At 72.5% G+C, this 12,866-nt stretch carries 10 protein-coding genes; 4 read left to right on the forward strand and 6 right to left on the reverse strand.

Annotated features, from left to right (window positions below):
* Positions 1 to 68 precede the first annotated feature (68 nt).
* Genes CRM73_RS01380 through tkt form a run of 3 tightly spaced genes read right to left on the reverse strand, consistent with a single transcriptional unit; the run spans position 69 to position 5,039 of the window.
* Positions 69 to 1,685: a glucose-6-phosphate isomerase gene (locus tag CRM73_RS01380; protein ID WP_229586534.1), complete on the reverse strand. Its 1,617-nt coding sequence runs from the start codon at positions 1,683 to 1,685 to the stop codon at positions 69 to 71.
* A gap of 56 nt (positions 1,686 to 1,741) precedes the next feature.
* On the reverse strand, positions 1,742 to 2,848 hold the full coding sequence (tal, locus tag CRM73_RS01385; RefSeq protein WP_229586536.1) for a transaldolase: 1,107 nt from the start codon (positions 2,846 to 2,848) through the stop codon (positions 1,742 to 1,744).
* 55 nt (positions 2,849 to 2,903) lie between these two features.
* Positions 2,904 to 5,039: a transketolase gene (tkt, locus tag CRM73_RS01390; RefSeq protein ID WP_229586538.1), complete on the reverse strand. Its 2,136-nt coding sequence runs from the start codon at positions 5,037 to 5,039 to the stop codon at positions 2,904 to 2,906.
* A gap of 408 nt (positions 5,040 to 5,447) precedes the next feature.
* Between tkt and CRM73_RS01395 the strand changes: the two genes are divergently transcribed.
* A complete protein-coding gene (locus CRM73_RS01395; protein ID WP_017832795.1) occupies positions 5,448 to 6,344 on the forward strand; it encodes a heme o synthase in 897 nt (298 codons plus the stop codon).
* Positions 6,345 to 6,415: 71 nt separating this feature from the next.
* Positions 6,416 to 7,333: a dihydrodipicolinate synthase family protein gene (locus CRM73_RS01400; RefSeq protein WP_017832794.1), complete on the forward strand. Its 918-nt coding sequence runs from the start codon at positions 6,416 to 6,418 to the stop codon at positions 7,331 to 7,333.
* 5 nt (positions 7,334 to 7,338) lie between these two features.
* Here the strand turns inward: CRM73_RS01400 and CRM73_RS01405 are convergent, their stop codons facing one another.
* The 3 genes from CRM73_RS01405 to CRM73_RS01415 form a co-directional block, all read right to left on the reverse strand.
* Complete coding sequence (locus CRM73_RS01405; protein WP_035923968.1) at positions 7,339 to 8,364, reverse strand: heme A synthase; 1,026 nt, start codon at positions 8,362 to 8,364, stop codon at positions 7,339 to 7,341.
* Positions 8,365 to 8,483: 119 nt separating this feature from the next.
* Positions 8,484 to 9,272, reverse strand: coding sequence for an ABC transporter permease (locus CRM73_RS01410; RefSeq protein WP_109222864.1), 789 nt, complete (start codon positions 9,270 to 9,272; stop codon positions 8,484 to 8,486).
* Positions 9,269 to 10,276: an ABC transporter ATP-binding protein gene (locus CRM73_RS01415; protein ID WP_031282652.1), complete on the reverse strand. Its 1,008-nt coding sequence runs from the start codon at positions 10,274 to 10,276 to the stop codon at positions 9,269 to 9,271. Before CRM73_RS01415 ends, CRM73_RS01410 begins: the two co-directional genes overlap by 4 nt.
* Before the next feature lie 232 nt (positions 10,277 to 10,508).
* Between CRM73_RS01415 and CRM73_RS01420 the strand changes: the two genes are divergently transcribed.
* Entirely contained in the window at positions 10,509 to 11,306 is a 798-nt protein-coding gene (locus CRM73_RS01420; RefSeq protein WP_017832790.1) for a metalloregulator ArsR/SmtB family transcription factor, read from the forward strand.
* Positions 11,299 to 12,753, forward strand: a complete 1,455-nt coding sequence (gene sufB / locus CRM73_RS01425; protein WP_035923965.1) for a Fe-S cluster assembly protein SufB — start codon at positions 11,299 to 11,301, stop codon at positions 12,751 to 12,753. The genes CRM73_RS01420 and sufB overlap by 8 nt, the downstream gene beginning before the upstream one ends.
* The last annotated feature ends 113 nt before the right edge of the window (positions 12,754 to 12,866 follow it).

Below are 12,866 nucleotides of genomic sequence, written 5' to 3' on the forward strand. Positions count from 1 at the left end.
GCGGGAACTCCCGCGCCGACCGTGGCGTGCTCCCATTCTAGGTCAGCGGTCCGGTCGCGCCGGCCGGGTCAGCCGCCGAGGGCGTCGACGGCCCGGCGCAGCCGGTCCACGCCCGCGGCGCGGTCCGCGAGCCGCAGCCGCAGCACGGGCCGCCCGTGGTCGGCGAGGACCTGGGCGTCCCCGTCGGCCTGGGCGGAGATCAGCTCGCCGAAGCTGAACGGGCTGTCCGGGATCTCGAGGTCCGTCTCCGAGGCGGCGGTGATCTGCAGGTACACGCCCTCCGCCGGTCCGCCCTTGTGGTACTGGCCGGTGGAGTGCAGGAACCGGGGGCCCCAGCCGAACGTCACGGGCCGGCCGGTGGCCCGGGCGAGGACGGGGCGGACGCTCTCCAGCTCGGCCCACGAGAGCCGGTCGAAGTACGCCTGCACGGACAGGTAGCCGTTCTCCGGCAGCTGCGCGAGCAGCTTGGCGAGCGCGTCCTCGACCGTCTGTGCCCCGTCGAGCAGCTCCTGCGCCCCGCGGATCTCCACGGGCCCGTCCACGACGTCCGCGGCCGTGGGCTGCGGCTTGTCCTCGAGCAGGGCGCGGGTGGCGTTCTTGGCGGACTCCACGTCGGGCTGGTCGTACGGGTTGATGCCGAGCAGCCGCCCGGCCGCCGCGGTGGCGACCTCCCACAGCATGAGCTGGGCGCCGAGGGAGCCGGAGACCCGCACGACGTCGCCCTCGGGGGCCTGCTCCTCGTCCACGCCGACGAGCTCCACGACGAGGACGTCGGAGGCCCCCGAGGAGGCCTCCGGGGCGTCGCCGGCGCCGACGACGACGGGCAGCACGCCCTTGCCCTCCTTGCCCGTGGACTCGGCGATCAGCTGCTCCGCCCAGTCGGCGAACCCGGCGATCCCGGAGCCCAGGTCCCGGAACACGAGCTTGTTGCGCAGCGGCTGCGTGCCGCCGAGCGCCGCGCCCAGGTGCAGGCCGGGGTTGTCCTCGACGTCCTCGCGCAGCACCTCGCCGGCCTCGTCGGCGTCGTCGAGCAGGGCCCCGACGTCCACGCCGGCCAGACCGGAAGGGACCAGGCCGAAGGCGGTGAGCGCCGAGAAGCGCCCGCCCACGGTCGGGTCGGCGGTGAAGACCCGGCGGTAGCCGGCCTCCCGTGCGGACGCCTCCATGGGCGAGCCGGGGTCGGTGACCACCACGATGCGCGAGGCGGCGTCGATGCCCGCGTCCTCGAACGCCCGGGCGAAGACCCGTCGCGCCGAGTCGGTCTCCACGGTGGAGCCGGACTTGGAGGAGACCACGATCGCGGTGCGCTCGAGGCGGTCGGCGAGGGCCGCGCCCACCATCTCCGGGTCCGTGGAGTCGAGCACGAACAGCTCGACCCCGGCGGTCCGGGTGATCACCTCGGGGGCCAGGGAGGACCCGCCCATGCCCGCCAGCACGAACCGGTCCACGCCCTCCGCCGCGAACTCCTCCCGCAGCGCGGTGATCTCGGCGACGAGCGGGCGGGAGACCTCGGCGGCCTCCACCCAGCCCAGCCGCTTGGCGGACTCGTCCTCGGCCGCAGCGCCCCACAGGGTGGGGTCCTGGGCGAAGAGCTTGGAGGCGAACCTGTCGCCCACCAGCGCGGGCACGTGCCGGTCGACGGCCTCGCGGGCGGCGCCGGAGGTCTGGACGGACAGGGAGCTCATGGGTTCTCCTTCGGGTGGGGCGGCACGGACGGTGCTCGGGTCAGGACGGGACGGGCTCAGCGGGCGTTGTCGAGGGCGGCGCGCACGGTGTCGAGCAGCTCCGCCCAGGAGTCCTCGAACTTGGTGAGCCCCTCCGCCTCGAGCTGGGCGACGACCTCGTCGTAGGAGATCCCCACGCCGGCGATCCGGTCCAGGAGCTCGTTGGACTCCGCGTAGGTGCCGGTGACGGTGTCACCGGTGACCTCGGCGTGGTCGAACGTGGCCTCCAAGGTCTTCTCCGGCATGGTGTTCACGGTGTTCGGGGCCACCAGCCCGGTCACGTACAGGGTGTCCGGCAGGGACGGGTCCTTCACCCCGGTGGAGGCCCACAGCGGGCGCTGCGGGTTCGCCCCGGCCGAGGCCAGCCGCTCCCAGCGCTCGGTGTCCAGGGCGTCCTCGTAGATCTGGTAGGCGAGCCGGGCGTTGGCCAGACCGGCCTTGCTCTTGAGCGCGGCGGCCTCGTCGGTGCCGATCGCGTCCAGGCGCTTGTCGACCTCGGAGTCCACCCGGGAGACGAAGAAGGACGCCACGGAGTGGATGGTGGAGAGGTCCTTGCCGTTCTCGAGCGCCTGCTCCAGGCCCAGCTGGTAGGCGTTGATGACCGCGCGGTAGCGCTCGAGGGAGAAGATCAGCGTCACGTTGACGGAGATCCCCTCGGCGATGGTCGCGGTGATCGAGGGCAGGCCCGCCTCGGTGGCGGGGATCTTGATCAGCGCGTTGGGGCGGTCGATGGTCTGGGACAGGCGCTGGGCCATGGCGGCGGTCGCCTCGGCGTCCTGGGCCAGGCGGGGGTCCACCTCGATGGACACCCGCCCGTCCTCGCCCTGGGTGGCCTCGGCGATGGGGGCGAAGAGGTCGCAGGCGTCGCGCACGTCGTCGGTGGTGATGGCCAGCACGGCCTCGTCCACGTCCGTGCCGGCGGCGGCGAGCTGCTTGACCTGGTCCTCGTAGGCGTCGTGCTTGGCCAGCGCGGCGGCGAAGATCGTCGGGTTCGTGGTCACGCCCACGACGTCCTTCTCGTCGATCAGCCGCTGCAGCCCGCCGGAGGCAAGGCGTTCGCGGGAGAGGTCGTCGAGCCAGATCGAGACGCCGGCGTCGGAGAGCTTCTGGGTGGGGGTGGTCATGTGTCTGTCACTCCTCGTGCTCGGGGGAAGGTGGTCGGTCGGTGCGCGCCGGGGCTCAGCGGCCCACGGAGGCGGTGGCCTGCGCGGCGGTGAGGGACTCCTGGGCGGCGGCGGTGACGGCCTCGGCGGTGATGCCGAACTCGCGGTAGAGGGTCTCGTAGTCGGCGGACTCCCCGAAGTGCTCCAGGGACACGGCCCGCCCGTGCTCGCCGAGCAGGTCACGCCAGGACATGGCGATCCCGGCCTCCACCGACACGCGGGCCTTCACGGCCGCCGGCAGTACGGACTCGCGGTACTCGGCGTCCTGGGCGTCGAACCACTCCCGGCACGGCATGGACACCACCCGGGCGGCCACCCCCTGCGCCGCCAGCTGCTCGCGGGCCGCCACGGCCAGGGAGACCTCGGAGCCGGTGCCGATGAGGATCACGTCCGGGGTGCCCTCGGTGTCGGCCAGGACGTAGCCGCCGCGGGCCACGCCCTCGGCGGAGGCGAACTTCTCCCCGTCGGCCTCGGGGTGCAGATCCACCCGGGCGAAGGTGGGCACGTTCTGACGGGTCAGGGCGATCCCGGCCGGGCCGTGCCGGTTCTCCAGCATCGTCCGCCACGCGATCGCGGTCTCGTTGGCGTCGGCCGGGCGCACCACGTCCAGGCCCGGGATCGCGCGCAGCGCCGAGAGCTGCTCCACGGGCTGGTGGGTGGGTCCGTCCTCGCCGAGGCCGATGGAGTCGTGGGTCCACACGTAGATCGAGGGGACCTTCATCAGCGCGCCCAGGCGCACGGCCGGGCGCTGGTAGTCGGAGAAGATCAGGAACGTCCCGGAGAACGCCCGGGTCTGGGAGGACATGGTGATGCCGTTGACGATCGCCGCCGCGGCGTGCTCGCGGATGCCGAAGTGCAGCACCCGCCCGTAGGGGTTGCCGGTCCACTTCGCGGTGGAGCGGGCCTCGGGAATGAAGGAGGGCGCGGACTCGATGGTGGTGTTGTTGGAGCCGGCCAGGTCGGCCGATCCGCCCCACAGCTCGGGGAACGTGTCGGCGATCGCGTTGATCACCTTGCCGGAGGCCGAGCGGGTGGCCACGTCCTTGCCGGCCTCGAAGACGGGGAACGCGTCGGCGTAGTTCTCGGGCAGCTCCTCGGCGCGGATCCGGTCGTAGAGCTTCGCCCGCTCCGGGTTGGCCTCCCGCCAGGCCTGGAACTGCCGCTCCCACTCGTCGCGGACCTGCTTCATGCGGTCCTGGATGCCGCGGGTGTGGGCGATGACATCGTCCTCCACCACGAAGGACTTCTCGGGGTCGAACCCGAGGATCTCCTTGGTCGCCGCGACCTCCTCGGCCCCGAGCTTGGAGCCGTGGATGCCCCCGGTGTTCTGCTTTCCCGGCGCCGGGTACCCGATGATCGTGCGCAGGGCGATCAACGAGGGCTTGGCGGTCTCGGCCTTCGCCGCGCGGATCGCGGCGTAGAGCTCCTCGACGTCCTCGACGTAGTCCCCGGTCTTCGTCCAGTCCACCCGGGCCACGTCCCAGCCGTAGGCCTCGTAGCGGGCCAGGACGTCCTCGGTGAACGCCACGTCCGTGTCGTCCTCGATCGAGATGTGGTTCTGGTCGTAGATCACCACGAGGTTGCCCAGCTCCTGCACCCCGGCCAGCGAGGACGCCTCGGAGGTCACGCCCTCCTGGAGGTCGCCGTCGGAGGCGATCACGTACACGGTGTGGTCGAAGACGGACTCGCCCGCGGGGGCCTCGGGGTCGAACAGGCCGCGGGTGTAGCGCTGGGCGTAGGCGAAGCCCACGGCCGAGGCCAGGCCCTGGCCCAGCGGGCCGGTGGTGATCTCCACCCCGGTGGTGTGCCGGTACTCGGGGTGGCCCGGGGTCTTCGAGCCCCAGGTCCGCAGGGACTCGATGTCCTCGAGCTCCATGCCGTAGCCGGAGAGGAACAGCTGCAGGTACAGCGTCAGCGAGGTGTGCCCGGGGGAGAGGATGAAGCGGTCACGGCCCGTCCACCGGTCATCACGCGGGTCGTGGCGCATCACCTTCTGGAACAGCAGATACGCCGCCGGCGCCAGGGACATCGCCGTGCCGGGGTGGCCGTTGCCCACCTTCTCCACCGCGTCCGCGGCCAGCACCCGCACCGTGTCCACGGCACGCCGGTCCTGCTCGGTCCAGGTCAGCTTCTGATCGAGTTCGGTCGCCAAGATTCGGTGCCCTTTCCATTGGGGTCCGCTGCCGTGCGCAGCGGGTGCCGGTCGTGGACCGGCGGTTTGGGTCCAGCTTAGGTCACGCGCATTTCGGGCGTGTGACCGACGGCACCGGTCCCCGAGGCCCCGGACGTCTTTCCCGTCATGTCCGGAGCGGGAACGGACGCCGCCACGCGCTATGCTGTATAGGACCTTCTTCCGCGCCCGCGACCACCGCGCCGACCGCTCCTGCGTGCCGGCGACGCACCGTCTCCGGGCCGACCTCGCGCACGGAGCCGGGGGAACACCACCGCAACCGGGAGCAATGATTCTGTGAACTCACTCGAGACGTCGGGACCCGCAGGACGAGCCGTCCTCGGCAACGGGCACACGGGTGATGCGGCGGCCCCCCTCCGCGAGGGACGGATGACGGCCTCCCGCAAGGTGCGGGCCTACGTGGCCCTCATGAAGCCGCGGATCATCGAGCTGCTGCTCGTGGCGACCGTGCCGACCATGATCTTCGCCCAGCAGGGCATGCCGAACCTCTGGCTCATCCTCAACACCCTCGTGGGCGGCACGCTCGCGGCGGGTGCGGCCGGCGCCTTCAACTGCTACATCGATCGGGACGAGGACCGGGTGATGAAGCGCACGGCCAAGCGCCCGCTGGTCACCGGAGAGGTCACCGACCGCGAGGCCCTCGTCTTCGCGTGGGTCCTCACGGCCGTGTCGGTCGCCTGGCTCACGATCGGGGTCAACGTGCTCGCCGGCGCCCTGGGCGCGGCGGCCATCTTCCTCTACGCCGTCTTCTACTCGATCGTGCTCAAGCGCCGCACCGCCCAGAACATCGTCTGGGGCGGGGTCGCCGGGTGCATGCCGGTGCTGATCGGATGGGCCGCCGTGACGGGCGGCCTCGACTGGCCCGCGCTCGTGCTGTTCCTGTTCATCTTCCTGTGGACCCCGCCGCACTACTGGCCGCTGTCCATGAAGTACGCCGACGACTACTCCCGCGCCGGGGTCCCCATGCTGGGCGCCGTGGCCGGGGCCCGCACCGTGGGCAGCCAGGTGGTCCTGTACGCGTGGGCCACGGTGGTGTGCTCGCTGCTGCTCGTCCCCGTCGGCGGCGCCGGCTGGGTCTACGCCGTGACCGCCCTGGCCTCGGGCGCCTGGTTCGTGGGCCACAGCCACAAGCTGCACGCCCTCGCGGTGGCCGGCCGGCCCACGGACAAGCAGGCGATGCACGTCTTCCACGGCTCGATCGCCTACATCACCTTCGTGTTCCTCGCCCTGGCCGTCGACCCGTTCGTGGGCGGCCCCGTCCTCTGAGCCCGTCGGGGCCGGCGGGCCCCGCGGCGTCCGCGTCCGGCCGGGGGACCGGCCGGACCTAGGATGGTCGCATGCTCAGCATGACCTTCACCGGGCTCGTCGCCTACCCGATCACACCCTTCCAGCAGGGTGGCCGCCTGGACCTGGAGTCCTTCGGGCGCTACGTCGGCCGGCTGTCCCGATCGGGCGTGGACGCCCTGGTGGTCCTGGGCAGCTCGGGCAGCTTCGCGTACCTCTCCGGGGAGGAGCGGGCCGAGGTCGTGGGCGTCGCCGTGGAGGCCGCCCGCGGCTCCGGGGTGCCGGTGGGGGCGGGGATCTCCGCGATGACCACCCGCGAGGTCCTCGAGATGGCCTACGCCGCGGAGAACGGGGGTGCGGACGGGCTCGTGCTCAATCCGCTGTCCTACATCCCGCTCGTCTCCCAGGAGATCGCCGACCAGGTGGAGACGGTCTCGGCGGCCGTGTCCCTGCCGCTGTGCATCTACAACAACCCGACGACGACGGGCTTCACGTACCCGGTGGAGCTCGCCGCCGAGCTGTCCTGGCTGGAGAACGTCAGCGCGTTCAAGGACACCGCGGACTCCCCGGCGGACCTCGCCGCACGTCGGCACCGGTTCGCCGAGCTGGCGGAGCCGGGGACGGCCCACGGGGTCAGCGGGGAGCGGCTGCTCCACGAGGCGGCGCCGGACGCCGCGGCCTGGCACTCCGGGATCGCCGCGGTGCTCCCGCGCCAGTACGCCGCCTTCCGGGCCGCGGTGGTCTCGGGCGACGACCGCGCGGTGCGCACCTGGCAGGCGGCGCTGACCCCGCTGATGGAGATCCTGCGCCAGGAGCGGCCCCTGAGCTCCCTGTACGCCCTGGCCGAGGTGTGCGGCGTCAGCACGGCCCCGCCGCGGCGGCCGCTGCTGCCGATCCCCTCGGCCAGCCGGCAGCGCCTGGCCCAGGCCGTCGAGGAGCTGCTCGACGAGGCGCCCGACGAGCGGGCCTGAGGGCCTCAGCCGCGGGACGGGGCCTCGGCCGGCTGCGCCCGGTCGGTGCTGCGCAGCACCGGGGCCGGGGTGCGGGTGACCGCGAAGCCCTTCTCCACGGTGCGGGCCGTGGCCCAGATCAGCACCGCGGAGCCCACCAGGTGCAGGGCCACGGCGACGATCGGCACGCCGTTGAAGTACTGGTAGTAGCCGATGAGCGCCTGCAGGACCAGCGCGGCCAGGAGCACGTTGAGGCCCGAGGCCAGCGGCACGGGCCACCGGTGCCGGCGGGCGAGCACGAGCCCGAGGACCACGGCCGCGACGATCAGGTACACGGGGACCGCGTGGGCGCGGGTGACGAGGTAGGCGTCGAACGCGTGCCGGGCGGTGGTGTCGTCCCCGGCGTGCGGGCCGGTGCCCGTGACCAGGGTGCCCAGGTAGAGGATCAGCGCGGTGAGCACCCCCAGGCTCACCATGAGCCCGCGGACGGTCCGCCGCTGCCCGTAGGCCTGGCCGGGGCGCTCGGCGTCCCGCACGGCAGGCAGGGAGCGCCGCCGGGTGCGGTTGACCAGCACCGTGGCCAGCGCGATCATCGCCCCGGAGATGAGGTAGTGGATGCCCACGATCCACGGGTTGAGCCCGGTGAGCACGGTGATCCCGCCGACCACGGCCTGCAGCGGGATGCCGAGACCCAGCAGCAGGGCGATCCGGAAGAGGTCGCGGTGCTCGTGGCGCAGCCGGAGCACGGCCAGGAACGTCAGCACCGCCACGGCGGCCAGCAGGAAGGTCAGCAGCCGGTTGCCGAACTCGATGAGGCCGTGCATGCCCATCTCGGGGGTGTTGGTCCAGGACTCGTCCGTGCACCGGGGCCAGGTGGGGCAGCCCAGGCCCGAGCCGGTCAGCCGGACGAGCCCGCCGGTGAGGATGAGCACGGAGTTCGCCACCAGCGACGCGACGGCGAGCCACCGCACCCACGGGGTGATCCGGCTCGGCAGCAGGCCGCCGCCGTGCTCGCGGACGTCGACGTCGCTGGGGTCGCTGGCGCGGTTCATGAGTTCACTTCCGGACGGGGTCGGTGCGGCGGGGTCTCCGCGCCCAGTTTATCCGCCTCCGCGGCCCCCGGGTCCCGCCGACCGGGACGGGCCCTCGGGGCCGGGTCCGGACCGGCGGCTCAGCTCCACCGGAACCAGCGCACGGCTCCGGCCCAGGCGGCGGCGGCCCAGACGAGGAGCACCAGCACCGGCAGCGGCGTGGACGCCCCGGTGAGGAACGTCTCGCGCAGGGCGGTGCCCAGCGCGCCGGAGGGGAGCACCTCCACCACCCAGGTGAGCCCCGCCGGCAGCGTGCTCGAGGGGAACAGGGTGCCGCCCACGGCGGCGAGCAGCACCCACACGAGGTTGGTGACGGCGAGGGTCGCCTCGGCGCGCACCGTGCCGGCGAGGAGCAGCCCCAGCCCGGTGAACGCCGCGGCGCCGAGCAGCAGCACCGGCACGGAGACGAGCACGGTGGCCGCGTCCGGGCGCCAGCCGAGGGCCGCGCCGAGCGCGGCCACCAGCACGTACTGCACCACGAGCACCGCGACGATCGCGAGCAGCTTGCCGGCGATCAGCCCGCCGCGGCCCAGGGGAGTGGTGGAGAGGAAGCGCAGGACCCCGTAGCGGCGGTCGAAGCCGGTCTGGATGCCCTGGCCCGAGAAGGCGTTGGAGAGCACGCACAGCGCCAGCACGCCCGGCACGGCGACGTCCACCCGGGAGGCGCCGGCCGGGACGGCGGCGTCCAGCAGATCGGTGAGGGTCAGGGCCACGAGGGCCATGAGCGGCAGGATGACCAGCAGCAGCAGCTGCTCGCCGTTGCGCAGCACGGCCCGCGTCTCGTAGCGGGCCTGGGCGGCCACCCGGCGGGCCAGGGTGGCGGGCTCCGGGCGGGGGGCGGTGGCGGTGGGCAGGGCGGGGGCGGTCATCGGATCTCCCGTCCGGAGATGTCGAGGAAGACGTCCTCGAGGGTGCGCGGCTGGAGGGACAGGGACTCGGGCAGCGTGCCGGTCGCGGTGAACCACCGGGTCACGGTCTCGAGCATCGGGGGCGTGAGGACGCCGGTGAGGGTCACGGTGCGGTCGGCGCGGTCCGCCCGGACGCCCTCGAACCCGGGGCCGTCCCACGGGAACGGCCCCGCGCGCAGCTGCTCCGGGGCCAGCGTCAGCACGAGCACGGCAGGGGCGTCGGCGCCGGGGGCCACCAGCTCCGCCACGGACCCCTGGGCCATGACCCGGCCGTGGTCCACGATGTAGACCTGGTCGGCGAGACGCTGGGCGTCGTCGAGCAGGTGCGTGGTGAGGATGATGCACACCCCCTCCCGGCGCAGCTGCTGGACGAGGTCGAAGACGATGTTGCGGGACTGCGGGTCCATCCCGGCCGAGGGCTCGTCGAGGAAGAGCACCTCCGGGTTGCCCGCGAGGGCCGCCGCCAGGGCCACGCGCTGGCGCTGGCCGCCGGAGAGCCGGCGGACCACGGTGCGGTCGAAGCTGCTGATGCCGAGCCGCTCCACGAGCTCGTCCATGTCCCGGGGGCTGCGGTAGAGGGACGCCACGTGCCGGAGCAGCTCCAGCGGGCGCACCGCCTGGGGGAGCCCGCCGTCCTGGAGCATCACGCCCACGCGGGCGCGCAGCGCCGGGCTGGCCCGCCACGGGTCCTGCCCCAGCAGCCGGACAGTGCCGCCCGTGGGCCGCTGCAGCCCCTGGGCGCACTCCAGGGTGGTCGTCTTGCCCGCGCCGTTGGGGCCCAGCAGCGCCGTGATCTCGCCGTGCCGCGCGGTGAGGGACAGGCCGTCGACGGCGTGCACCACGTCGGCGCGCGCCGCGCCCGGTCCGGCCGGGCGCCGGGAGCGGCGCCGGCGGACCGGGAACTCCTTCACGAGGCGCTCGATCGAGAGCGCGGGCGAGGACGCGGGGGGACTCTGGGCGGGCACCGGACCAGTGTAGTGCGGGCGCGCCCGCGGCCCGGCCCCCTTGGCCCCACCGCGCCCCGGGGTTATTATGAGTAAGTCGTGATTCTTGGACGGAGCCCGGTAAGGCTCCACTTACTGGTCAGACCGGAATGAATTACGACATACTCCGGTTGTGTATTAGAAGCGTCCCTTGCGGGTCGCGCGCTGCAGCACGAGAGCCTCCACCCCCGAGCAGGAAGCGAACGGTTCACCCATGACTCAGACCACGGACGCCCGGAGCAGGTCCCGCTCCGGCCCGCGGGCGGAGCAGGAGGAGAACACCCGCTCGCGCGTGCTCGGCGCCGTCCTGGAGCACGGTCCCGTCTCCGCCGCGGACCTCGGCGAGATGCTCGAGCTGACCCCGGCCGCCGTGCGCCGGCACCTGGACGCCCTCGAGCAGCAGCACTTCATCGAGGTCACCATGGTCCGCCGCCGCAGCGGGGGCGCCGGCCGCCCCGCGCGGCGCTACGTCGTCGCCCCCGAGGGCCACGCCAAACTCGGCGACGACTACCTCGAGATCGCGACCGACGCGCTGGAGTCCATCCGCCGCATCGCCGGCCCGGACGCCGTGCACGCCTTCATCCAGGAGCGCGTGGACCGCCTGGAGGCCTCCTACCGCCCCGAGGTCGAGGCCGCCGGGGACGACGTCGCCGACCGTCTGCCCGTCCTGGTGCGGCTGCTCAGCCGCGACGGGTTCGCCGCCTCCACCAACGAGGTGGCCGTCGGCCGCGGCGAGTCCCGCACCATCGTCTCGGCGCAGCTGTGCCAGGGGCACTGCCCCGTGCGCGAGCTGGCCGCCCGCTACCCGCAGTTCTGCGAGCTGGAGACCGAGCTCATCGCCCGGCTGCTCGGCACCGACGTCCGCCGGCTCTCGACCCAGGCCGCCGGCGCGCACGTGTGCACCACGCACGTGCCCCTCACGCGGCCGGGACCCGCCGCGGCACCGACTTCCGTGGACCGCACCGCGGCCCGCGCCACAGACCAGACAACAGAGGAAGGCCGTCATGACTGACCAGATCGCCAGCGGCAACGACACTGTCATCGCCGACATCCTGGAGAAGAACCCCGAGCTCGAGGGCATCGGCACCTACGAGTACGGCTGGGCCGACTCGGACGTGGCCGGCGCCTCCGCGCGCCGCGGTGTCGACGAGGACGTCGTCCGGGACATCTCCGCGAAGAAGAGTGAACCGCAGTGGATGACCGACCTGCGGCTGAAGGGCCTGAAGTTCTTCGACCGCAAGCCCATGCCCACGTGGGGCGCGGACCTGTCCGGGATCGACTTCGACAACATCAAGTACTTCGTGCGCTCCACGGAGAAGCAGGCCGCCACCTGGGAGGACCTGCCCGAGGACATCCGCAACACCTACGAGAAGCTCGGCATCCCCGAGGCCGAGCGCGGACGGCTCGTCTCCGGCGTGGCCGCCCAGTACGAGTCCGAGGTCGTCTACCACCAGATCCGCGAGGACCTGGAGGAGCAGGGCGTCATTTTCCTCGACACCGACACCGCGCTCAAGGAGCACCCGGAGCTCTTCGCGGAGTACTTCGGCACGGTCATCCCCGTGGGCGACAACAAGTTCGCGTCCCTGAACACGGCCGTGTGGTCCGGCGGCTCCTTCGTCTACGTCCCCAAGGGCGTGCACGTCGAGATCCCGCTGCAGGCCTACTTCCGCATCAACACGGAGAACATGGGCCAGTTCGAGCGGACGCTCATCATCGCGGACGAGGACTCCTACGTCCACTACATCGAGGGCTGCACCGCGCCGATCTACAAGACCGACTCGCTGCACTCCGCCGTCGTGGAGATCATCGTCAAGAAGAACGCCCGCGTGCGCTACACGACCATCCAGAACTGGTCGAACAACGTGTACAACCTCGTGACCAAGCGCGCGATCGCCCACGAGGGCGCCACCATGGAGTGGATCGACGGCAACATCGGCTCGAAGGTCACCCAGAAGTACCCGGCGGTCTACATGACCGGCGAGCACGCCCGCGGCGAGACCCTCTCGATCGCGTTCGCCGGCGAGGGGCAGCACCAGGACACCGGGTCCAAGATGGTGCACATCGCCCCGAACACGTCGTCGTCGATCGTCTCGAAGTCCGTGGCCCGCAACGGCGGCCGCGCCGCCTACCGCGGTCTCGTGCAGGTGCGCGAGGGCGCCCACGGCTCGAGGTCCAACGTGGTCTGCGACGCCCTGCTGGTGGACACGATCTCCCGCTCCGACACGTACCCGTACGTCGACATCCGCGAGGACGACGTCACCATGGGCCACGAGGCGACCGTCTCGCGCGTCTCCGAGGAGCAGCTGTTCTACCTCATGCAGCGCGGGATGGCCGAGGACGAGGCCATGGCGATGATCGTGCGCGGGTTCGTGGAGCCGATCGCCCGCGAGCTGCCCATGGAGTACGCGCTCGAACTCAACCGCCTCATCGAACTGCAGATGGAAGGATCCGTTGGCTGACATGTCCAAGCTGAACGAAACGATTCGCAACGCCACGGAGGCCGCCGCCTCCGCGGCCACCGCGGTGGCCGACAAGGCCGTCGGCGCGGCCAAGGACGCCTACGGCAACCTGG

The organism is Kocuria sp. CCUG 69068 (assembly GCF_020833785.1).
Taxonomy (GTDB): Bacteria; Actinomycetota; Actinomycetes; order Actinomycetales; family Micrococcaceae; genus Kocuria; species Kocuria rosea.

What these genes read in the sequence shown, in the direction of transcription:
- CRM73_RS01380 (WP_229586534.1), bottom strand. Translation starts at nt 1,685, where the DNA reads ATGAGCTCCCTGTCCGTCCAGACCTCCGGCGCCGCCCGCGAGGCCGTC.
- tal (WP_229586536.1), bottom strand. Translation starts at nt 2,848, where the DNA reads ATGACCACCCCCACCCAGAAGCTCTCCGACGCCGGCGTCTCGATCTGG.
- CRM73_RS01395 (WP_017832795.1), top strand. Translation starts at nt 5,448, where the DNA reads ATGACGGCCTCCCGCAAGGTGCGGGCCTACGTGGCCCTCATGAAGCCG.
- CRM73_RS01400 (WP_017832794.1), top strand. Translation starts at nt 6,416, where the DNA reads ATGCTCAGCATGACCTTCACCGGGCTCGTCGCCTACCCGATCACACCC.
- CRM73_RS01405 (WP_035923968.1), bottom strand. Translation starts at nt 8,364, where the DNA reads ATGAACCGCGCCAGCGACCCCAGCGACGTCGACGTCCGCGAGCACGGC.
- CRM73_RS01410 (WP_109222864.1), bottom strand. Translation starts at nt 9,272, where the DNA reads ATGACCGCCCCCGCCCTGCCCACCGCCACCGCCCCCCGCCCGGAGCCC.
- CRM73_RS01420 (WP_017832790.1), top strand. Translation starts at nt 10,509, where the DNA reads ATGACTCAGACCACGGACGCCCGGAGCAGGTCCCGCTCCGGCCCGCGG.
- sufB (WP_035923965.1), top strand. Translation starts at nt 11,299, where the DNA reads ATGACTGACCAGATCGCCAGCGGCAACGACACTGTCATCGCCGACATC.